Here is a 21,295-nt window from a genome sequence, read left to right as displayed (position 1 = left end):
ATCCGGAGGTCTCATCGTGAAGACATGGTTCATCAGCGGCAGCTCGCGCGGGCTTGGGCGTGCCATTACGGAAGCCGCACTCGCGGCGGGAGACCAGGTGGTTGCAACGGCCCGCAGCCTCGGTTCCCTCGAACCCCTGCTCGAACGCTTTGGTGAGAGGCTGCGGCTTGCAACGCTCGACGTAACCGACGAGGCGGCCGCGCAAGCTGCGATCGGCCTTGCCGTCGAAGCGTTCGGTGGCGTCGACGTGGTCGTGAACAACGCGGGCTATGGCGAGCTCGGATCGGTCGAGGACACCAGCCTGGAATCATTCCGTCAACAGATCGACGCCAACCTGATCGGCACCATCATCGTCACCAAAGCCGCGATCCCCGTGCTGCGCCGTCAGCGCCGCGGGCACATCGTGCAGTTCTCCTCGGTCGGCGGACGGATCGGTGCGCCGGCCCGCGCGGCCTATTCGGCCGCGAAATGGGGGATCGAGGGGTTTTCGGAATCTTTGGCGCGCGAGATGGCGCTGATCGGCGTGCACGTGACGATCGTCGAGCCCGGCGGCTTCCGGACCGGCTTCGCGCAGGCCGCGCACGACACGGATGAAGGCCGCGCGGAGTATGACGCCGTCGTCGGTGCTGCCGTCAGGATGCAGCGCGACTACGATGGCCGTCAGCCCGGTGATCCCGCCAAGGCGGCTGCCGCAGTGCTGCAGCTCGTCGGCATGGACCATCCGCCCCTGCGCATCGCGCTCGGCAGCGACGCCGTGAATGCCATTGCGGCGACGGACAAGGTCCGTCTCGAAGAGCTCGAGAAGTGGCGCGCGCTCAGCGTATCGACTGACTACTGACCGGATTTCACTCCGCCGCCACCATCTGCTGCGTCCGCCATTGCCCGAGCAGCGCGCGCAATGATGCCGGCTTCACCGGCTTGTTCAGCACCGCGATCTTCTCGTCGCGCGCAGCCATCTGCACGGCGGGGCTGCGATCGGCGGTAATCAGGATCGCGGGGATGGTGTCGCCGAAGCGGCGGCGGATGTCGCGGATGGCAGCGATGCCGTTGCCGCGGTCGAGGTGATAGTCGACGAGCAGTCCGGTGACGCGCCGGCCGGCGACTTCGATCGCTGATATCGCGCCTTCGGGATCGGCGACCGCGATCACCTCGGCGTCCCAGGCCTTCAACAGCGTCCGCATGCCGTCGAGGATCGCGGCGTCGTTCTCGATGCAGACGATCAGCGCGCCCGCAATCGACGTACGCGCCAGCGGCGTCGCGCTGGTCACCGCCGCGGTCAGCGTCACGGCCTTCGCCGTCGGCACCGTCACGGAGAACAGCGAGCCGCGGCCCGCGTTGGCGTCGATGGCGATGCCGTGGTTGAGCACGCGTGCCAGCCGCTCGACGATCGATAGCCCCAGCCCCAGCCCGCGCGCGATCCGTGCACCCTGCTCGAGGCGATGGAATTCCTTGAAGATCTCACCGCGCTTGGCCAAGGGGATGCCGACGCCGGTGTCGTAGACGCAGATCTTGAGCGAGGGGTCTTGGCGGCGGCAGCCGACCAGCACGCGCCCGCGCGGGGTGTATTTGATCGCGTTCGAGATCAGGTTCTGCAACAGCCGCCGCAGCAGCAGCCGGTCCGATTCGACCGGCAGCGCGCAGGGCACGAAGGTGAGGTCGAGGCCCTTGGCGCGTGCGATCGGTGCGAACTCGATCTCCAGCGAGCGCATCAGATCGGCCATCTTGAAACTCGAAATCGAGGTCGTCATCGCGCCGGCATCGAGCCTGGAGATGTCGAGCAGCGCGCCGAGGATTTCCTCGATGGCCTGCAGCGATTCGTCGATGTTCTCGACCAGCCGCGTCTCCTCGCCACTGTGCTGGCGCTCGACCAGGCTCGTGACATAGAGCCGCGCCGCGTTCAGCGGCTGGAGAATGTCGTGGCTGGCGGCCGCGAGGAAACGCGTCTTGGAGATGCTGGCGTCTTCCGCGCTGCTCTTGGCCAGCGCCAGCTCGGAGTTCAGCCGGGTCAGCTCCTCGGTGCGGTCGCGCACGCGCTTTTCCAGCGTCGCATTGGCGCGCTCCAGCGCTTCGGCCGCCTCGAAGGTCGGTGTGACGTCGGTAAAGGTGATGACGAAGCCGCCGCCGGGCATGCGGTTGGTGAGCACCTCGATCACCATGTGGCGTTCCGGCAGGCGTTCGAGATAGGGCTCGCTGTCGGTGGTGTAGGCCACGAGCCGCTGCTCGATCATCGCCTCGCGGTCGGCCTGGTTTGCGGGATCGCTGACGCCCATGAACTCCAGGATTTCGCGGAGCGGCGTGCCGAACTGGATGAAATGCGGGGGCACGTTGAGCAGATCGCCGAACTGCCGGTTGGAGCAGATCAGCTGCAAATCGGCGTCGAACACCGCGATGCCCTGGCGCACATGGTTGAGCGCGGTCTGGAGGATCTCGCGGTTGAAATGCAGCGCCGCATGGGAATCGTCGAGCAGTTTCAGTGCGGCTTTCGCGGACACGGTCCGCTTGCGCAGCAGCAGCGACATTACGAGGCGGGAGGACGCAGCCCCGATCGACGAGGCGATCAGGTGCTCGGCGTGCTGCAGCAGCTCGAAATCGGCGGGTGCTCCGGACTCCAGTCGCATATTGCGCCGTGCCGAGAATGCCTCGAACGAATGCCGGGCGCGATCGGGCCCGAGATATTGCGCGACCGTGGTCTGGATGTCCTGCACCGTGATGGTGGTGCGCCAGCGGCGGAAATTTGGGGCGATCGGCGCGAGCGTGTTGGGCACGAACAGATCGGCCTGCACCAGCTCGATGGATGAGGGTTGCCGCGCCAGTGACAGCAGCACGTAAGTGAGGATGTTGAGCGAGAGCGACCAGACCACGCCATGCATCAGCGGCGGCAGGTCGGCGCCGAACAGCGCCTGCGGCCGCAGCGCCTCGATGCCGAACGGGCCGTGCTGGAGCAGCAGGATCCCGGCGGTCGAGGAATCGATGAAGCTCGGGATGAACAGCGTGTAGAGCCATACGGCGAAGCCGACCATCATGCCGCCGATGGCGCCGCGCGCGGTGGCGCGCCGCCACAACAGGCCGCCGAAGAAGGCGGGGGCGAGCTGCGCGATCGCGGCAAAGGACAACAGGCCGATTGCCGCGAGCTGGGTGTTGCCGAGCGCGCGATAGTAGAAATAGGCCATCACCATGATGGCGAAGATCGCAAGCCGCCGCGACCGCAGCAGGAAGTCGCCGAAATCGGTGGCGATGGCGCGGCTCTCGGGTCGTCGTTGCAGCACCAGCGGCACCACGAGGTCGTTGGAGACCATGATGGAGAGCGCGACGCATTCGACGATCACCATCGCGGTGGCCGCCGACAGGCCGCCGACGAAGACGGCGACGCTGAGCAGTCCCGCGCCGCCCTCCATCGGCAGCGCCAGCACGTACATGTCGGGGTCGACAGCGCCGAACGGGAAGCTGACGAGGCCGGCGAGCGCGATCGGGATCACGAACACATTGATGGCGACGAGATAGAGCGGGAACAGCCAGCGCGCGCGGCTGACCTCGGCATCCGAGGAATTCTCCACCACGCTGACGTGAAACTGCCGTGGCAGCAGCATGATCGCGCACAGCGACAGCAGCGTCATTGTGAGAAAGTTGCCGATGGAGGGCGAATAGTCGATGGCGCGCACCGCCTCCGGCGTCTTCATCGCGCGCTCGATCAACTCGTGCGGCGAGAACATCCAGAAAGTGACGAAGATGCCTGCGGTGAGGAACGCGACCAGCTTGATGATGGATTCGGTCGCGACCGCCAGCATCAGGCCGTGCTGATGCTCGGTGGCGTCGGTCTGGCGCGTGCCGAACAGCACCGCGAAGGCTGCCATCGCCAGCGTCACCATCAGTGCCATGTCACCGAGGATCGGGATATGGGAGAACGCCTGGTCCTCGCTCAGGATGACTTCGAGCGAGGAGGCGACCGCCTTGAGCTGGAGGGCGATGTAAGGCACCGAGCCGATGATCGCGATCAGCGCCACGGTTGCCGCCACGGCCTGGCTCTTGCCGTAGCGTGCGCCGATGAAGTCGGCGATCGAGGTGATGTTGTGGGCCTTGGCAAGCTGGATCACGCGGCGGAGCACGCCGGCGCCGAGACCGATCATCAGGATCGGGCCGACATAGATCGCGAGGAAGTCGGTCGAGGTGCGGGTGGCGAAGCCGACCGAGCCGAAGAAAGTCCAGGACGTGCAGTAGATCGCCATCGACAGCGGGTAGATCAGCCCCGACGCACGGCCATGTCCGGCCGGCGAGCGGCGGTCGCCATGGCTCGCCACCAGGAACAGGAAGCCGATATAGCCGAAGGCGGCGGCGATCACGCCCCAGTCGTGCAGCATGGCGAGCGCGCTCTCCCACGGCGCGGCAGCCCCGCGCCCGATCTCATTTTCCCTGTAAATCTAGCGCGTTGGCCGGGCGCAAGCGACAGCGAAATGCCGTGTGGGGGCAGGAACTGGCATTGTCGTTAAGTGGCGGGCGAGCTGCCGGCACTTACCCTCCCCCTCGAGGGGAGGGTGGAAGCGACCCTACTCCGCCGCCAGCGACTTTTCGCGCAGCGGCAGGCCGAGGCGGTCCCACACTTGCAGCAGGGCTTCGGCGAGCTGATCGATCAGGCCGTCGTCATGATAGGGCGAAGGCGTGATGCGCAGGCGCTCGGTGCCCTTGGCGACCGTCGGATAGTTGATCGGCTGGATGTAGATGCCCTGATTTTCGAGCAGCAGGTCGGACGCCTGCTTGCACTTCTCGGCATCGCCGATGAACAACGGCACGATGTGGGTGTCGCTCGACATCACCGGCAGGCCGGCGGCATTGAGGATCGCCTTGACGCGGGCGGCGCGGTCCTGGTGGCGCTCGCGCTCCCAGTTCGAGGTCTTCAGATGCTTGATCGCGGCGGTCGCAGCCGAGCAGATTGCTGGCGGCAGCGCGGTGGTGAAGATGAAGCCCGGCGCGTAGGAGCGCACGGCGTCGATGATCTGGCCGTTGGCGGCGATATAGCCGCCGAGGCAGCCGAACGCCTTTGCCAGCGTGCCTTCCAGAATGTCGATGCGATGCATCACGCCGTCACGCTCGGCGATGCCGCCGCCGCGTGGGCCGTACATGCCGACGGCATGGACTTCGTCAACATAAGTCATCGCGCCATACTTCTCGGCGAGATCGCAAATTCTGGCGAGCGGGGCGACGTCGCCGTCCATCGAATAGAGGCTCTCGCAGGCGATCAGCTTCGGCCGGCTCGGGCCTGCGGCCTTCAAGAGCTCTTCGAGATCGGCGAGATCGTTGTGGCGGAACACGACCCGCTCGCAGCCGGATTGGCGGATGCCTTCGATCATCGAATTGTGGTTGAGCTCGTCCGACAGGATCAGGCAGTTCGGAATGAGCTTTGCGATGGTGGCGATGCCGGTCTGATTCGAGACATAGCCCGAGGTGAACAGCAGCGCCGCTTCCTTGCCGTGGAGGTCGGCGAGCTCGGCCTCGAGCTGCACCAGCGGATGATGCGTCCCGGCGATGTTGCGGGTGCCGCCCGCGCCGGTGCCGACACGGGTTGCGGTCTCGACCATGGCGCCGACCACCTTCGGGTGCTGGCCCATGCCGAGATAATCGTTCGAGCACCAGATCACGACGTCGCGCTTGCCCTTGGGCGAGTGCCAGAGCGCATGCGGGAACCGGCCGGCGATGCGCTCAAGATCGGCGAACACGCGGTAGCGTCGCTCGGTGTGGAGACGATCGAGGGCGGAATTGAAGAACTGGCTGTAATCCATCGGCAAAAACCTGCAACGGAACCATGGGGCCGCACTTTTTAGAGCTTTTCCAGCTCTAATGTCTATGCGCTATCCCACATTTGGACAGGCGGGGCATTTGGGCAAAATGCCCTATCGGGCCCCGACATGGCTTGAACCCGATTGACGCGTTCACAGTGATTTGTGCTTCTGCGGAGCGGTGTCCGTGCACCGGCCTGGCCGGTCCTTGCCTTTTTTGCTCGGCTCGGCGCGGGGCGGCCTGACGCCAGTCAAAGCGCCCCAATGGCGGATCGCTCATGTTGCTGTGCGGTAGCGGCGGGCGCCGGTCCCCGCCGGCAAAATATTAGAAGGAACATGTCCATGAAACGCGTGATGATCCTCAACGGTCCGAATTTGAACCTGCTCGGCGTGCGCGAGCCGCACATCTACGGCACCACGACGCTCGCAGAGATCAATGCGAGCTGCGAGCAGGCCGCCGCGAAGCTCGGTCTCACCGTGGCCTGCCACCAGTCCAACCATGAGGGCGTCCTCGTCGACCTGATCCAGGCGGCGCGGCAGGATGCCGATGCCATCATCATCAATCCGGCCGGCTTCTCCTTCACCTCGGTCGCGATCATGGACGCGACCAAGGCATTCGAAGGCCCGGTGCTTGAGGTCCACATCTCCAACATCCACGCCCGTGACGAATATCACCGGCACTCGAAGATCTCGTTCGTGGCGATGGGCGTGATCTGCGGGCTGGGGCCGTTCGGCTACATCGCGGCGCTGCACGCGATCGCGAATATGAATATGAGGTGAGATGTTGCCGCGGCGACGGTCTGCTCCCTCGCCTCGTCCTTACGGGGAGAGGGTTGGGTTGAGGGGCTGTTTCCGCGAAGACGGTGAGAGTTGGACTCGCGGAGAGTCCCCCTCACCCGGATCGCTGAAGCGATCCGACCTCTCCCCGCAAGCGGGGCGAGGTGACATAGCCGCCAGAGTCCCGCTCAACTCGTCCTGAACTGGAGCACGCCGTCCTTGGTCTCGGCGGTCAGCCGACCCTCGACAATCATGTAGTTGACGTGGGCGACGAGCTCGCCGGCGGCAAAGCCCATCTGGTGCTCGTCGAGCACGTGCTTGTTGAACACCACAGGCACCAGCGCGCGCGAGGTCTGCGGCACCTCGCGGCAGGCTTCCGCGATCAGGCGGCAGCGTTCCTCGTGGTGATCGGCGAGCTGCTTGATGCGGGTCTTCAGTCCGTAGAACGGCACGCCGTGGCCGGGCAGCACCAGCAGATCATAGGGCAGGGTGGTGGTGAGGCTCGCGAGCGAGGCCAGATATTCGCCGAGCGAGTTCTGGTCGGGCTCGACGGCCCACACGCTGACGTTCGGCGAGATCTTGCTCAGCACCTGGTCGGCGGACAGAAACAGCTTGTCGTCGGCGCAATACAGCATCACCTGATCGAGCGCATGGCCGCCGCCGGTGATCACCTTGAAGCGGCGCGTGCCGATCACGACCTCGTCGCCATGCGAGATGCGGCGGTAGGACGGCGGCAGCACCGAGACGCGCTTGAGATAATCCTGGCCGCGGCCGAGCAGCTTTTCGGTGAGCGATTCGTCCATGCCGTGGCGGCGGAAGAACAGCCGCTGTGCCTCGCGCCGCTCCTCGGTGCCGCGGTTCTGGTGATAGACCGATTGCAGATATTCGACCTGCGACATCACCAGCGGACAGTTGAACCGCTCGACGATCCACCCGGCGAGGCCGACATGATCGGGGTGCGAGTGGGTGACGATCAGGCGCGTGATGTTGACGCCCTTCAGCGGCCCTTCGAACAGTTTGGTCCAGGCCTCGATCGTCTCCTCATTGCCGAAGCCGGCATCGATCATCGCATAGCCGTCGCCGTCGGCGAGCAGATAGATGTTCACATGGTTGAGGCGGAACGGCAGCTTCAGCCGCGCCCACAACACGCCGGGCCTGATCTCCACGACCTCATCGGGGCCGGCATGCTGTTCCCAGGGATAGCGCAGGGCCTCGGCCGAGGACTGCACGGTGTCGATTTTTGCGTTCATGCTACCGGCTTAAACCCGCCGGGGGCGCCGCGCCAGCCGAAAAAGAACGCGCGGCGCGCCCGCATGGCGGTCATTCGGGGCGGCGTTTTTCCGTGGTGTGGGACACTCGTGCCCCGAACTCGGTTACCTCTCCCGCTTGCGGGGGAGGTCGACGCGCTCGGCAGCGCATTTGCGCGCCAGAGCGCGGCGGGTGGGGGCTCTGTCCGCGCGGGGATATTTTCTGTGCGCCTCAAACGCTCCCGATGCGGAGGCACCCCCACCCCAACCCTCCTCCGCAAGCGGGAGAGGGAGTGGAGTCCCCGCGTGGCCGGCGTCCTTACGCCGCCCGCATGTTGTTGAGGAACGCGTCGATTTCTCCGCGCAGCATGTCGGCCTCGCGACGGAGGGCGTCCGATGCACTCAGCACTTCGGTCGCTGCCGCACCGGCCTCGGCCGAAGCGGTGGAGACGCCGACGATGTTGCTGGAGACTTCGCTGGTGCCGCCGGCCGCATGCTGGATGTTACGGGCGATCTCGCGGGTCGCCGCACCCTGTTCCTCGACCGCAGCTGCGATCGTGGTGGTGACGTTGTCGATCTCGCCGATGATCCGGCCGATGCCCTGGATGGCGCCGACGGCCGAGGTCGTGACCTGCTGCATGCTGGCGATCTGGGTGCGGATCTCCTCCGTCGCCTTCGCGGTCTGGCTGGCGAGGCTCTTCACCTCGGAGGCAACCACCGCGAAGCCGCGGCCGGCTTCGCCCGCGCGCGCCGCCTCGATGGTGGCGTTGAGCGCGAGCAGATTGGTCTGCGACGCAATCGTCTGGATCAGGTCGACCACGACGCTGATGCGGCTTGCGCTGTCGGCAAGGCTCTGCACAGTGGTGTCGGTGGCACCTGCTTCCGCAACCGCCTTCTTGGCGATCGCCGCCGAGGTCACGACCTGCTTGCTGATCTCCTCGATCGAGGACGAGAGCTGCTCGGTGCCCGACGACACGGTCTGCACGTTGACCGAGGTTTCTTCCGCGGCCGAGGCGACCGCGTTCACCAGCGCGTTGGACTGATCGGCTGTCGTCGACATGCTCTGGGCCGTCGACTGCATCGAATTGGCCGATTGCGCGAGATTGTCGAGCGCCGAACGCACCGTGCCCTCGAACTCGGCGATCTTCGCCTCCACCTGCGCGGCACGCTCGGCCTTGACGACACGATCCTTGTCCTGCTCGCGCGCAAGCGCCCGGGCTTCGATCATGCTGTCGCGGAACACCGTCAGCGTTTCCTTCATCGCGCCGATCTCGTCGTTCTGACGGGAGCGGACGATCTCGGTGTCGAGGTCGCCGGCCGAGAGCAGCTGCATGGCGCGCTGAAGCTCACGGATGCGGCGCAGGATGTTGCGGCCGACATAGAGCCAGACGAACAGCGCCGAGCCGATAAGCGTGAGCCCGCCGAGCGCCAGCATTGCGGTGGTGGCGAGCGAAATCTCCTGGCGCGCCTGGAAGGTCGACGCATTGGTCTCCTTCTGCACGCCGTCGACGAGCGCCTGCACGCTGATACCGAGGCCGACATTGAGCTTGCGGGTCTCATCCAGGATGGTCTGGCCGTAATCGATGGAGTCGAGCTCCTTCTGGCGGATCTTGAACACGCCGGTCTTGCCCTCGCCGAACGTCTGCAATTTCTGCATTGCGACCTTCACCGCAGTGGTTGCGGGATTGTCGGGCAGGTCCTCCAGGTTCCACTTGATGCGGTCGCGGACCGCCTTGAATTCGTGTTCGATCGTCTCCAGCGTGTCGCTGGAGTTGGCAGACAACGCGGCCATCATGTCAGCGGCCATCAAATTTCCGTTGGCAAGCACCGTGCTGATCTGACCAACGGAGCGGACAGCCTCCATGGCGTCGTCTGGCGACACGTTCGTCGATGCCATGATTGCGCTCAGCCGTGTCTGGGTATCCAGCATTGCGGGGTTGGCTGCGCCGACGAAGGCGAGCTGCGCCTTGCGCAGCGCCTCGTATTGCTTGTCATGCAGCGCAATCGTGTCGAGGCGCTCCTTCGCCGCGGACACCAGGCTCTTGGTGGCTTCATCGATGCTCTTGACGGTTTCGCCGAGCGCGCTGGCGACCTGCTTGTCGGCGCCGAGCTCGATGATCTCGCCGACCTTGGCCATGGCCTGTTGCTGGATTTCCTGAAGCTTCTTGGTGCGCTCAGCCAGCGCCTCGTCGGAGGGTGAGGCGAGCAGGCCGGGTCCTTGCGCTGCTAGTGTCGCGCTCTGCGAGGCGAGCTGAAGACTGGCGGAGAGGCGCGGGATGTCGCGACCGCTCAGATCCATCATGGTCGAGCCGAGATGCCTGAACACGAAGCCGGCACCGCCTGCGATCACGAGGCCCATGCCCGCGATCACGGCGAACGCCGCGAACAGGCTGCCGCGCAGGCCCCATTTCGGCATTTTGAAACGAGGTTTGAAACGGCCAACGCTGAGACGGATCGCCATCGAAATTCCCCCACACCCGTAATCTTATATTTTCGCCGCGCAGTATCCTTGGCCCGGGTTAAAAAATCGCAAGTTGCACAATTGCTTGGCTAGTTCCGCAGAGCGAAAAAGAAAGGGCCGGCAGTGCTGCCGGCCCTTGATAGCGAAGGGATTTTGTAAGGCGCGATCAGTAGCGCGCGACCACCGGGCTCGCCCAGTTGAAGCGGTAGTTGAGGCCCGCCTTGAAGGTATGGTCGTCGGTGGTGAAGTTGCCGGTGCCGACCAGCGGACCCGCGGTGAAGTGGGCGTCGCCGAAATTGTAGTACTGGTACTCGGCCTTGGCCGACCAGTTCGGTGCGAACATGTATTCGAGGCCGGCGCCGACGGTGTAGCCGTTGCGGTGATCGCCAGTGATGATGAAGCCGGTCGGCACGCCGCCCACCGTCACTTTCTCGTTGTTGTCCGAATAGGCGTAGCCGCCCTTCACGTAGACCAGGCCCGGGCCCCAGGTGTAGCCGACGCGACCGGTGATCGAGCCGAGGCCGCGCTGGTCGTTGGTGTAGGCCACGCCGCCCGGAAACACCGCGCCGACATTGCCGGAGAGCCAGGAATACTGAGCTTCAGCGCCGACCACGAAGTTCGGATTGAACTGCCAGTCCGCACCGGCCTGAAGACCACCGAGGAAACGGCCGTTGCCGTTGTTGCCGGTGGAGAGGCCATTGAAATTGTTGTCGCTCGAGAACGCGCCGCCGAGATGCGCGCCGATATAGAAGCCGGTCCAGTTGTAGATCGGCGCGGCATAGGCCGGCGCCTTGTTGTAATAGGGGCGGGCGCCGAGATCGGCACCGAGGGCCGGCGCAGCTGCGCCCAATGCGAGCAGCGCGACGGTCGCAAACAGAATCTTCTTCATAGTCCTAACTCCAACACTCATGTCCCCAGCAGGCGCGCTGTCCGCGCCGCGTTGGTTTTGCAGATAGCTCGCTTTTGACGAAAATGCTGTCACATGCATGGCACAGCGGCGCCCAACCTAACTTATTGGGCGCTAAATGATTTTCGTGATTAATGCCGGCTTAAGAAGCGGTGAAGGAAGGCTTAATTCGCGTGGCTCGCGGTAACCTCCGCGCGCCTCTCGTTAACCAAGACGACGCAGCACTTCGTCGCGCATCTGCGCGCGGAAGGCCGCGCGCTTCGCGGGCCGGTCCTCCACGCGCACGTCGTGGCGATCGAAGATGTCGAACTTCTCCAGGATCGGATAGCGCTCGCTCGCCATCGCCAGCACGCGCAGCACCTTGGTCGCGGCCAGCGTCGGCCCGCCCACCTCCCAGCGCCGGATCGTGTCGGCGCCGCCCTTCTCCGGCAATGCACACAGTTTCGCCATGTCGGCCGCGGTGAGCTTGCGCGCGATGGCGTCGGAGAGGTCGGCGCGGAGTTGTTTCAGTTCAGGGCCGGTCATGTCACCTCAGTACGCGAAGTCGCCGAGGTGAGTGCATTAGCGCTGATTCGGGTCCATCCGAAGGCAGTGCTGTCCGGACTTCCATCTCATCCGCGGCCCCCCGTCAGTGCGACGCAATCGACCTCGAGGTCGAACGGTCCGGGCCACGATGGAACGTGGAGGAAGATGCGCGCAGGTGAGTCATCCCCGAAGTAGCGGGCGTAGACCTCGTTGAACGCGGCAAAATGCGCGGAATCGGGCGTGCAATAGACATCGCACTTGATCACCTGTGGCAGTGATGATCCTGCCGCTTCCAGGCATCGCTTCATCTGGTCCAGCACGATCTCGGCCTGCCGCTCGAAGGGCATCGGCCTGACCTCGCCCGTATCAGGATCGAATGGCGGCAGGCCTGACAGGTAGACGAGGCCTCCAGCGACGATCGCCGGATAGATCGGGCCTTTGCGGCGACGCTCCAGATAGGTCGATATCGGCTCCACGCGGATTCGCTTCATAGGGCTGCTCCTGGGTTTGTGGAATCCACGGTAGAGCGCGGTCGGCGTCCAATGGTTCGGCCGCCGCCAAACCATTGATGTTGTCGGGCTGTGTCGGCCGCGATACAATTTCACCATGGTCGCAGCGGCAAACATGGTTGAAGTCGCGGCGCTGGTCGGCGACACTGCGCGGGCCACGATGTTGGCGACGCTGATGGGCGGACAGGCGCTGACCGCGAGCGAGCTCGCGTCGCGCGCACGGATCACCAGATCGACGGCGAGTGGACATCTCGGCAAGCTGGTCGGTGCGCGGCTGCTCAGCGTGACGCAGAAGCGCCGCAACCGCTATTACCGTATCGCGTCGCCTCTGGTTGCCCGTATGCTCGAGAGCATCAAGGCGGTCGCCGCCATCGAAGTTCCGCAACGTCACCAGCCACGTTCGATTGACGATGGTCGGCTTCGTTTTGCGCGCACCTGCTACGATCATCTGGCGGGCTATCTCGGCGTCGCCATCGCCGATGCTCTCGTTGCCAATGGATACGTCGTCCTCACGGATGACGGCGGAGAGGTGACAGCTTCCGGGATGCGCTTTCTTTCCGCGTTCGGCGTGGTGTTAGCGCCGAACTCCGGAAGCAGGCGCATCTTCTGCCGACCCTGCCTCGACTGGAGCGAGCGCCGCTTTCACGTTGCTGGTCACGTTGGCGCGGAAATTCACCGGTGCTGCCTGGACCGTGGCTGGTTGAGACGGGATCGCGAAGGGCGGATCGTCCGCATCACGCCGGCCGGGCAGATCGGCCTGCGCAAGACATTCGGCATCGATCTCGGCGACGGAAGCCGTTGCGGCGCCAATGCTCTTTGGTGAATTTGCGTGCTAATCTTGCGCCGCCGGTCCAGCCTCAGCGAGGGGAAATCTCGTGCCCGTGTTCAAGCTGCCCTTGTCGGGGGATGTCGTGCAGTCCATCAACCCGATCACCTCGTTCTTCAGTCCGACCGGCGGCCAGTTCGGCCTCGTCAACATCACGGTCGGCCAATCCTCGGCGCCCGAGGTCGAGAAGGATTTGCTGTCCGATGTTGCGAGCTACGGCAAGCAGATCGGTCAGGTCGCGGATGCGCTGCTCGCAGTCATCGAACATCTGGAGGCGCATCCCGGACATGCGCTTGGACAAGACAAGGCGATCATCGCCTTCAAGGAGCTGATGCATTCCGTTGCGACCGTGAAGGAACGTCACGGCCGCACGGCGTGCCGGCCCAAGCGGCGCTGATTGGGCGGCGCCGTGGCGCTCCGGCATATTTCCGCGCACACGGAGTTATGAACGGAGGCCTATGGGAATTCTTCGATGAATGAACACATGGCTCAACAGGCCCGCAGCGAATGGAGGGATCAGTCATGACGACGACCAGGCTCGTCATTGCCACACTCATCACGACTGGACTGCTTGCCGCGCCGTTCGCGGCTGAAGCGAAGAAGGTCCGATCGAGCAGACACCATTACAGCACGAGCGTGATGGCGCCGAGCTATGGCGGCGCCGGATCGGCGGCGGTGCAGCCGAGGGCGTCTTACGGATCGTCCGGCCAGACGGTCGGGACGGTCACGGCGCCGTCGATCGGAACGTATAATTGGCCCTCGGTCGGCGTCACCAATGCGGTCCCGACCTGGAGCAACACCAATCCGAAGTAAGAGGCTAGTCTCTGCGCGAGGGACGTTGCGGCCTGGTCTTGACGGACGTGGCCTATGGTCCGCCTACCCGCCGAAGTGCAGGCTCACCTGGCGTCGGAACAGCACCCTTACATAGGGTGGGTGGATCCCATCGGACCGCACATAATACATGTAGGGATGATCGGAGACGGTCGCAAAATTGCGGTCGGTCGAGGTCGGGTCGATGAGGCTGACATAGTCGTAGGTCCACTTGCCCGGCCCATCCGTCGCCTGAAGCTCACTGAGCTTCGCCAGCAGGGTCGGCTTCGACCAATGCATGAGATCGCGCGAGGCCTGGATGTAGAACCCGGCCGGTCCCCCGAAGCGGCTATCGGGGGCGTATTGCGTGGAGATGAAATTGCCGGTCTCCGCGTGCAGCACGAGGCTCTCGGCGGCGCCGGCCAGGACCGGCTCGCACACGTGCTCATCGGGCTTCGCAACGTTTTCCCGGTAGGGGTCGGCGAAACGGATGGTGAAATCCTTCCCGTCCCAGGCCCGCCATGATCCGGGACTGAACACATCCGGCGTCCGGACGACGCAAGGACCGTATTTCTGCGCCTTGTAGGGCCAGTCATTGAACAGTGCGTAATAGAACCCGCCGATCTTCATGATGTTCGTGGGCGGGTTGTAGCCGTAGGCGCTGGCGCGATTCCCGACGACGTACCGGTAGGGAATGGCCGCCACGAGATTTTTCGGAGGCGCCGGCACCGCGAAGCTGTAACCGCCGTCGAGCGACTGCGCGAAGGTCACCGTGTTCCACCAGCAATTATTGGGATCCTTCGGCGTCGCGCACATCTTGGGGATTTCATCGGCATCGTATTCGCTATGGACCAGGGCTGCGATGCGGCGCCCGTCCTCGGTGTAGAAGGAATAGAGCCAGTTGTTGTCCTGAAAATGCGAGGGGTCAGGATCCTTGGGCGAGCGATAGACCACACGGCAATCGTGCTTGACCTGATTCAGGTTCGGACCGAGCGCGGCGCGAGCGACATAATGCGTCGCGATCAGGTGGACGATGTTGCGATCGTCGCGAAACGCGCGGGCGGGTGCGTCTGGGATGTCGATTTGTTCGCAGCTATTGCGCGTATCGAACACGGTTTGCCGGGGTCCGGTGACGCTGGCCGACACCACGGGCGGGGCGGGTGGTGCCGGCGGCGCGGTCGCTGCATCGACGCACCGCGCCTCGAACGACACACTGAGCGCCAGCAGGATCGAGAGAGCGTTGGTCCATCGCATCTGAAACCGCCGTCGGATGACGCTGAGATGACACGTTGACGACGACTTGAGGCGCCGCCAAATGCCGCCCATTCAGGTGCTTGAGGATTTGGTGTGAGAAGCCGCGCGATGCAAGGCCGGCTCAGACGCGGAGGCGGCGGATCGATACCTCCTGCGGCGAACGTTGCGCGATCCACCGCCGATATTGTCGCGTTCGGAATGCGGTGGCGGCTTGTTGCAGGATCAATGCCCGTAGCGGCGACACCTTTGGATCCGGTCCTTGGCCTCGGCTCAATCGCCGCAACTGGAATTTGACGACGGCCATGTTCGCGAGCGAAGCCAGAGTCTTGTTCTTCCAGGTGATCGGCGGAAGCTGGGGCGCACCGTTCTTGCCGAGACGCCAGTCGCGCGGCAGATGCGGGTCGATCGCCAGCGCGGTGCCGATACCGACCATGTCGATCCCGCTGTCGAGCACCTCGTCGGCAATTGCGCGACGGCGGATGCCTCCGGTGATCATCAGCGGCATCCTTGCCACCGTCTTGATTTCGCGGGCAAACTCCAGAAAGTAGGCCTCGCGGGCGAGTGTCCTTCCGTCGCGCGACTGCCCCTGCATTGCCGGTGCTTCATAGCTCCCGCCCGAGAGCTCCACGAGGTCCACGTCGAGATGGTTGAGCATGTCCACCACCTGCCGGGCGTCGTCGCTGCTGAAGCCGCCACGCTGGAAGTCGGCGGAGTTGAGCTTGACGGCGACCGCGAAGCCCGCGGATACCTTGGCGCGAACGGCCTTCACGATCTCCAGCAGCAGCCGCGCCCTGTTCTCGAGCGAGCCGCCCCACGCATCCGTTCGTCGATTGGCGAGCGGCGACAGGAATTGGCTGAGCAGATAGCCGTGAGCGGCATGAATCTCCACCCCGGTGAATCCGGCCTGCTCTCCCAGTTGCGCCGTTCGTGCAAACCGCCTGATGACATCAGCGATGACATCCTCGGTCATCGCCTCCGGCACGGCGAAACGGTTGGACATCTTGCCGAGATCCATCGCGACCGCCGAGGGTGCGAACGTCTTCTGCCCAAGATTGGCCTGCATCTGGCGGCCCGGATGGTTGATCTGAAGCCAGACTTGCGTGCCTCCCGCGCGGCCGATCTCGGCCCAGCGCCTGAACCTGTCCAAATGCCTGTCGTCTTCCAGCACGACACCGCCCGGACCCGTCATCGCGCGTCCGTCGACCATCACATTGCCGGTGATGATCAGGCCGGCCTCACCATCGGCCCAGGATTTGTAGAGCCGCATCAATTCTTCCGACGGCGTCTGGTCCGCGTCGGCCATGTTCTCTTCCATCGCTGCCTTGGCGATACGGTTGGGGATGACCGAACCGTTGGGGAGCGTCAGCTTCTCGAACACTTTCATGGAACCCATCTCGTCGAAACCTTGTCTTGATCGTGGTCCGACCCTACCCTTAAAGTTAACTTTAAGGTCAACCCCCCTTCGAGGTCCGGCATGAGGATTGGAGAACTGGCGATCCGCAGCGGCCTGACCGCGTCGCGCATCCGCTTTTACGAAGCGAGCGGCTTGATCAACGCAGTCGAGCGTGGCGCCAACAATTATCGCGACTACACGCCGGACGCCGTCATGCTGCTGGAGATCATCACCAGCGCGCAAAACGCCGGATTCTCGCTCGAAGAGATTCGCCGTCTGATGCCGCTGAGGTTCGATGCCTGCCGCCATGACGAGCTCGTTGGCGCGCTCAGGCGGAAGGTTGCCGAAATCGAGGCGCTGCAAGAGCGTCTGGCAGAAAGCCGGGAGCGCCTGCACGCCATCATCGAGACCATCGAGACCAAGCCGGAAGGGTTGAGCTGCGGCGACAATACGAAGCGGGTGATGACCCGCATTCGCAAACAGGGTGCGCCGGCGCCAAAGACGCGAAGAGCGCCCCGCCCAAGATCGTGCTAGCCGCAACGGTTCAACGTCAGCCTTCCGTGCTGCCTGCCGCAATCCCGAACACGAGGCAGGTCGTCGTTGCATGCGCGATCAGCCGGCCTTTTGCATCGGTAATCCGCGCCTCCGCGGTCGCGACGCGGCGGCCGGCATTGAGCACGCGGCCTTCGGTGCGAATTGTGCCGCTGGCTTCGCTCATGCCGCGTACGAACGAGATCTTGAATTCCAGCGTGGTGTAGCCGGTGCCCGCGGGCAGCGTGCTCTGCACCGCAAGTCCCATTGCGGAATCCAGCAGGATCGCGGCATAGCCGCCATGAACCGAGCCGATCGGATTGTAATGACGCAGGCCCGGCACGCTATGGATCACCACGACGCCGGGTTCGGCCGTGCAGTCGAACGGCTCGACCGTCTGCATGATCGGCGGCTCCGGCAATTGCCGTGCGAAGATGGCGCGGACGAAATCGAGCCCCGGCATCGACGCCATCACCTCAAGGGGCACGACACCGTATTCGGTTGCCTGCTTGCCGGAACTGCCGTCGACCATCGCTAGCCCCCAAAACCTTTTATAAGATGATAAAAATCATATGATGAGGGGCCTGGAAGAGTCAAAAAGCGGCTTCTGGCGCGTTCAATGCGTGCCGGTCGCGAGGCCGGAGAGCAGATAGAGCGCGACCAGCAAAGTCGCGACCGATAGCATCGTCGTGACCGAGACCGTGGCCGCGACAAGCTTCTCCTCGACCTTGTGTTCGTGCGCCAGCACATAGACGGTCTTCGCCGTCGGCACGGCCGCGCAGATGACTGCGGCGACTGTGTAGAGCGGATTGAGGCCGGTGATCAGGCAAAGTCCGTAGACGATCAGCGGCATCACCACCAGCTTCACGGCCGCAAGCGCAAACGATGTCCCGAGGTTCGACCTCAGGCCTTCGACCGACAGGCCGAGGCCGATGGCAAAAAGCGCGCAAGGCGTGAGCGCCGCGGCGATCATGTTCAGATAGGTCGCGACGGCTGCCGGAATCGGCAAGCCCGTGATCGCCCAGACGAGGCCAATGAGCGTCGACAGCACCATCGGATTGAGCAGGATCTGCTTGACCAGCCCTGCTGGTCGCGCAGGCCCGCGTGCATCTGCATCCCTTTCGAGCAGGATGACCGTGATCGGAAACATCACGGCAGCAACGAACACCGTCGCTACGGCGGCCGGCAAGACGGCGGGCTGGCCGTAGATCGCGTGCAGGATGGGCAGCGCCACGAAGCCCGTATTGGTCATCGCCGCCGCCATGCCGTGGATCGTGCTGCTGGCGAGATCGTGCTTTCCGCCGGCGCGAACCGCCAGGAAGACCAGTGCGAAACAGATCAGGGAGCCGCCGCCGAAGGCGAGCAGGAAGCGCCATTCCAGCAGATTGCGTGCGGGCTCCTGCGCGATCGTGACGATCAGCAGCGCCGGCATTGCGACGTTGTAGGCGAAATGCACCAGCGCGTCGGCGAGCGAACGGGAGAGATAGCCCAGCTCGCCGGCGAGCCAACCGGTGACGATGATCGCGAATACGGGAAGAACGAGGCTGGCGACCTCCATCCGGCGTCCCCCTGTGCCAAGCAGCGTCGCCATCCTAGCTTGGCGATGCATGCTCGTCACGGTGTAACCGGACTGTGCCGCCCTCATCAGCCGGCCCGTGGCGTCAGGCGCCCCGGCCGCCCTGCTGGCCGATCACGCAGCGCCACCCCGCCAGCCGCTCGGCCGGATGCTGGTTCATCCATTCGGCAAGCTGCGGCGCGCCCATCATGCAGGACTGCATCGAGACCTCGGCGAAGTCCGACGTGGTGACGATCTGCTCATGGCAATTTCCGGGCGTCGAGAGACTGCAAAGCACCGCGATGATTTTGATCACGCCAGATTTCCCACATCGCTGCCGGCCGCACGGCTGATCGTCGCCGTGTCCTGTCGCTCGCCGGCCGGATCGGCTGGCGGGAAAATGCTGTCGTAAATCGCGCGGGCCTCCTGGATAAGGCGAATGCGCTCGCGCTCGGATTTCGAGACAAACTGAATAACCTGGCCCATGTCGGCCTCCAAATAGATCGTCGATCCACCATCAGATGATGGAAATCATTCCATCCGGATATGGTGTGCCGGCTTCAGCCTTGCAGCTGCGCGAGCGGTCACGAGGGATAAAAAGGCCGTGACCGCTCGGTTTCCAAGGTGGATCGGGATACCGTAGCAATGGGCCGATCTTTGCAGCCTATCTGTTCGCCCGTAGCTTCGCGAAGTATTGAGCGCCCCAATTGATGGTGTTGCGGCACATTTTCGCACGCGTGGCGTTTTAAGGTTGCTCAGTGCACGAGCGGTTCGACGAGCGAACGGCCGAGGCGGCTGAGGGACGTGCCCGAAAGGATTAGCCATGAAAAGAATAAGAAGCGCCATTGCCGCCTTCATCGCACTCGGATTGATGGCAGCGCCATCCGTTGTGAGCGCACAAACGTCGGGGACAGGTGCACAAAGTAGCACGAGCATTCACCCCGGAGTGCCGGCACAGCAAGGCACATATGGAAGTTCCGGACAGACTGTCGGGACGGTTACCGCGCCGTCGATCGGATCATCTAACCAGCCCTCGGTCGGTGTGACAAACTCGGTCCCCACCTGGAATAACACCAACCCGCCGGTCAAGTAGCGACCGCGATGCACTGGCCTCACGCCGCCGGCGCACGCTCCTTCTGCCCCGGCACAGCCGCGAGCAACTCCCGCGTATAGGGATGTTCCGGCGCGGCGAACAGCTGCGCGGTCGGCTTCAGCTCGACAATGGCGCCGCGCTGCATCACTGCGATGCGGTCGCAGATTTGGGCGGCCACGCGCAGGTCGTGGGTGATGAACAGCATCGAAAGGCCGAGCCGCGCCTTGAGGTCTTCGAGCAGCCGCAAGACCTGCGCCTGCACGGAGACGTCGAGCGCGGAGACAGCTTCGTCGGCGACGATGATTTCGGGCTCGGGCGCGAGCGCGCGCGCAATGCCGATACGCTGGCGCTGGCCGCCGGAGAATTCATGCGGATAGCGCTCGAGCGCGCCGGCATCGAGGCCGACCATCCTGAGGAGATCGCGAGCGCGGTCGAATGCGACCTTCGGATCGGTGCCGGCCGCGATCGGGCCATCGGCGATGATGTGACCGACCTTGCGGCGCGGATTGAGCGAGGCGAACGGATCCTGAAAGATCATCTGGATGCGATGGCGCTCGGCGCGGAGCGCCTTGCCCGAGAGTTGCGTCAGATCGGTGTCGCCGATCCGCACCGTGCCGCGATCGGCCGCGATCAGCCGCATCACCAGCCGCGCCACCGACGATTTTCCGGAGCCGGATTCGCCGACGAGGCCGAGCGTCTCGCCCTTGAGGATGTTGAAGTTCACTGCGCGCGCGGCATCGACGCGACGATCTTCGCGAAACCAGCCGCCCGAGGTCACGTAGGTCTTGTCGAGCCCGATCACCTCGACAGCTCTGGTTTGATCGTCGAGGGGGCCGCGCGCCGGCGGGTGCATCGACGGCACGGCGGCGAGCAGTGCCTTGGTGTAATCGTGCTGCGGTTCGTTGAAGACGGTCGCGGCGGGCCCTTCCTCCACGACCTTGCCGTGCCTGAGCACCACGACCTGATCGGCGATGTCGGCGACGACACCAAAATCATGGGTGATGAACATCACCGCCATGTTGCGGTTGCGCTGGAGGTTGCGGATCAGCTTCAGGATCTGCGCCTGCGTGGTGACGTCGAGCGCGGTGGTTGGCTCGTCCGCGACCAGCACGGCCGGTTCGAGCGCGAGCGCCATTGCGATCATGGCGCGCTGGCGCTGGCCGCCGGAGAGCTGGTGCGGATAGGCGCGCACGATGCGTTCGGGGTCGGGCAGGCCGACCTCGCGCGCCAGCGACAGCGCCTTCGCGCGACGCTCCCTGGGCGTGAGCAGGCCATGGGCCTCGAACATCTCCGCCATCTGGTCGCCGATCCGCATCAACGGATTGAGCGCGGTCATCGGCTCCTGGAAGATCATCGCGAGACGACGGCCGCGCAAATCGCGCCAGCCGTCATCATCGAGCTTGAGCAGGTCGCGCCCCTCGAACTGAATCTCGCCGGAGGTGACGCTCACCGTATCCGGCAGCAGCCCCATCAGCGCATGCGCGCACATCGACTTGCCGGAGCCGGATTCGCCGACGACGCAGACGATCTTGCCGGGCCGCAAATCGAGCGATACGCCATCGACGGCAAAGGGGCGCTCGGCGCCCTGGGGCAGCGCGATCCGCAAATTCTTGATGGAGACGGCGGGCGGGGCGGTCAT

General features: G+C 64.4%; 21 protein-coding genes. 7 read left to right on the top strand and 14 right to left on the bottom strand.

Annotated elements, in window-relative coordinates:
* Positions 1 to 13 precede the first annotated feature (13 nt).
* A complete protein-coding gene (locus FXB40_RS00445) occupies positions 14 to 838 on the top strand; it encodes an SDR family NAD(P)-dependent oxidoreductase (RefSeq protein WP_148770074.1) in 825 nt (274 codons plus the stop codon).
* A 7-nt stretch (positions 839 to 845) separates the two neighbouring features.
* Here FXB40_RS00445 and FXB40_RS00440 read toward each other — a convergent pair whose 3' ends face one another.
* Entirely contained in the window at positions 846 to 4,355 is a 3,510-nt protein-coding gene (locus tag FXB40_RS00440; RefSeq protein WP_148770072.1) for a PAS domain-containing hybrid sensor histidine kinase/response regulator, read from the bottom strand.
* Positions 4,356 to 4,541: 186 nt separating this feature from the next.
* Complete coding sequence (gene hemA, locus FXB40_RS00435) at positions 4,542 to 5,771, bottom strand: 5-aminolevulinate synthase (protein ID WP_148770070.1); 1,230 nt, start codon at positions 5,769 to 5,771, stop codon at positions 4,542 to 4,544.
* A gap of 339 nt (positions 5,772 to 6,110) precedes the next feature.
* Here hemA and aroQ point away from each other — a divergent pair, with 339 nt between their 5' ends.
* Positions 6,111 to 6,548 carry a type II 3-dehydroquinate dehydratase gene (aroQ, locus tag FXB40_RS00430; RefSeq protein ID WP_148770068.1) on the top strand — a complete coding sequence of 146 codons (438 nt, stop codon included), beginning with the start codon at positions 6,111 to 6,113 and terminating at the stop codon, positions 6,546 to 6,548.
* 185 nt (positions 6,549 to 6,733) lie between these two features.
* On the opposite strand, the gene FXB40_RS00425 is transcribed toward aroQ, so the two are convergent.
* From FXB40_RS00425 to FXB40_RS00405, 5 genes are all read right to left on the bottom strand, one after another.
* The gene (locus FXB40_RS00425) at positions 6,734 to 7,795 is read right to left on the bottom strand and encodes an MBL fold metallo-hydrolase (protein ID WP_148770065.1); all 1,062 of its coding nucleotides are present in this window, start codon (positions 7,793 to 7,795) and stop codon (positions 6,734 to 6,736) included.
* 316 nt (positions 7,796 to 8,111) lie between these two features.
* Complete coding sequence (locus FXB40_RS00420; protein WP_148770063.1) at positions 8,112 to 10,253, bottom strand: methyl-accepting chemotaxis protein; 2,142 nt, start codon at positions 10,251 to 10,253, stop codon at positions 8,112 to 8,114.
* 166 nt (positions 10,254 to 10,419) lie between these two features.
* Entirely contained in the window at positions 10,420 to 11,142 is a 723-nt protein-coding gene (locus FXB40_RS00415; RefSeq protein WP_148770061.1) for an outer membrane protein, read from the bottom strand.
* Between the two features lie 222 nt (positions 11,143 to 11,364).
* Positions 11,365 to 11,685 (bottom strand): hypothetical protein, encoded by a 321-nt coding sequence (locus FXB40_RS00410; RefSeq protein ID WP_148770059.1) that lies wholly within the window; start codon positions 11,683 to 11,685, stop codon positions 11,365 to 11,367.
* Between the two features lie 86 nt (positions 11,686 to 11,771).
* Positions 11,772 to 12,176, bottom strand: coding sequence for a RidA family protein (locus FXB40_RS00405; protein ID WP_148770057.1), 405 nt, complete (start codon positions 12,174 to 12,176; stop codon positions 11,772 to 11,774).
* 115 nt (positions 12,177 to 12,291) lie between these two features.
* On the opposite strand from FXB40_RS00405, the gene FXB40_RS00400 reads away from it, so the two are divergent.
* The 3 genes from FXB40_RS00400 to FXB40_RS00390 all read left to right on the top strand — a co-directional run bounded on the left by FXB40_RS00400 (position 12,292) and on the right by FXB40_RS00390 (position 13,833).
* Entirely contained in the window at positions 12,292 to 13,017 is a 726-nt protein-coding gene (locus FXB40_RS00400) for an ArsR/SmtB family transcription factor (RefSeq protein WP_148770055.1), read from the top strand.
* A gap of 52 nt (positions 13,018 to 13,069) precedes the next feature.
* Positions 13,070 to 13,417 (top strand): hypothetical protein, encoded by a 348-nt coding sequence (locus FXB40_RS00395; RefSeq protein WP_148770053.1) that lies wholly within the window; start codon positions 13,070 to 13,072, stop codon positions 13,415 to 13,417.
* Between the two features lie 125 nt (positions 13,418 to 13,542).
* Positions 13,543 to 13,833, top strand: coding sequence for a hypothetical protein (locus FXB40_RS00390; RefSeq protein ID WP_187436570.1), 291 nt, complete (start codon positions 13,543 to 13,545; stop codon positions 13,831 to 13,833).
* A gap of 63 nt (positions 13,834 to 13,896) precedes the next feature.
* Here FXB40_RS00390 and FXB40_RS00385 read toward each other — a convergent pair whose 3' ends face one another.
* Both FXB40_RS00385 and FXB40_RS00380 read right to left on the bottom strand, forming a co-directional pair.
* Complete coding sequence (locus FXB40_RS00385) at positions 13,897 to 15,084, bottom strand: hypothetical protein (protein WP_148770049.1); 1,188 nt, start codon at positions 15,082 to 15,084, stop codon at positions 13,897 to 13,899.
* 121 nt (positions 15,085 to 15,205) lie between these two features.
* On the bottom strand, positions 15,206 to 16,468 hold the full coding sequence (locus FXB40_RS00380; RefSeq protein WP_148770047.1) for an NADH:flavin oxidoreductase/NADH oxidase family protein: 1,263 nt from the start codon (positions 16,466 to 16,468) through the stop codon (positions 15,206 to 15,208).
* A 90-nt stretch (positions 16,469 to 16,558) separates the two neighbouring features.
* Here FXB40_RS00380 and FXB40_RS00375 point away from each other — a divergent pair, with 90 nt between their 5' ends.
* A complete protein-coding gene (locus FXB40_RS00375) occupies positions 16,559 to 17,011 on the top strand; it encodes a MerR family transcriptional regulator (protein ID WP_148770045.1) in 453 nt (150 codons plus the stop codon).
* 16 nt (positions 17,012 to 17,027) lie between these two features.
* Here FXB40_RS00375 and FXB40_RS00370 read toward each other — a convergent pair whose 3' ends face one another.
* From FXB40_RS00370 to FXB40_RS47525, 4 genes are all read right to left on the bottom strand, one after another.
* The gene (locus FXB40_RS00370) at positions 17,028 to 17,540 is read right to left on the bottom strand and encodes a PaaI family thioesterase (protein ID WP_148770043.1); all 513 of its coding nucleotides are present in this window, start codon (positions 17,538 to 17,540) and stop codon (positions 17,028 to 17,030) included.
* Between the two features lie 84 nt (positions 17,541 to 17,624).
* Positions 17,625 to 18,566 (bottom strand): AEC family transporter, encoded by a 942-nt coding sequence (locus tag FXB40_RS00365; RefSeq protein WP_148770040.1) that lies wholly within the window; start codon positions 18,564 to 18,566, stop codon positions 17,625 to 17,627.
* Between the two features lie 103 nt (positions 18,567 to 18,669).
* The gene (locus FXB40_RS00360) at positions 18,670 to 18,879 is read right to left on the bottom strand and encodes a hypothetical protein (RefSeq protein WP_148770038.1); all 210 of its coding nucleotides are present in this window, start codon (positions 18,877 to 18,879) and stop codon (positions 18,670 to 18,672) included.
* Positions 18,876 to 19,049: a hypothetical protein gene (locus FXB40_RS47525; protein ID WP_187436569.1), complete on the bottom strand. Its 174-nt coding sequence runs from the start codon at positions 19,047 to 19,049 to the stop codon at positions 18,876 to 18,878. Before FXB40_RS47525 ends, FXB40_RS00360 begins: the two co-directional genes overlap by 4 nt.
* 337 nt (positions 19,050 to 19,386) lie before the next feature.
* Between FXB40_RS47525 and FXB40_RS50270 the strand changes: the two genes are divergently transcribed.
* On the top strand, positions 19,387 to 19,656 hold the full coding sequence (locus tag FXB40_RS50270; protein WP_148770036.1) for a hypothetical protein: 270 nt from the start codon (positions 19,387 to 19,389) through the stop codon (positions 19,654 to 19,656).
* A gap of 19 nt (positions 19,657 to 19,675) precedes the next feature.
* Here the strand turns inward: FXB40_RS50270 and FXB40_RS00350 are convergent, their stop codons facing one another.
* The gene (locus tag FXB40_RS00350) at positions 19,676 to 21,295 is read right to left on the bottom strand and encodes an ABC transporter ATP-binding protein (RefSeq protein ID WP_187436579.1); all 1,620 of its coding nucleotides are present in this window, start codon (positions 21,293 to 21,295) and stop codon (positions 19,676 to 19,678) included.

Source organism: Bradyrhizobium rifense (assembly GCF_008123425.1).
GTDB classification, from domain to species: Bacteria; Pseudomonadota; Alphaproteobacteria; order Rhizobiales; family Xanthobacteraceae; genus Bradyrhizobium; species Bradyrhizobium rifense.
This window is presented reverse-complemented; position numbering and strand designations above follow the sequence as displayed.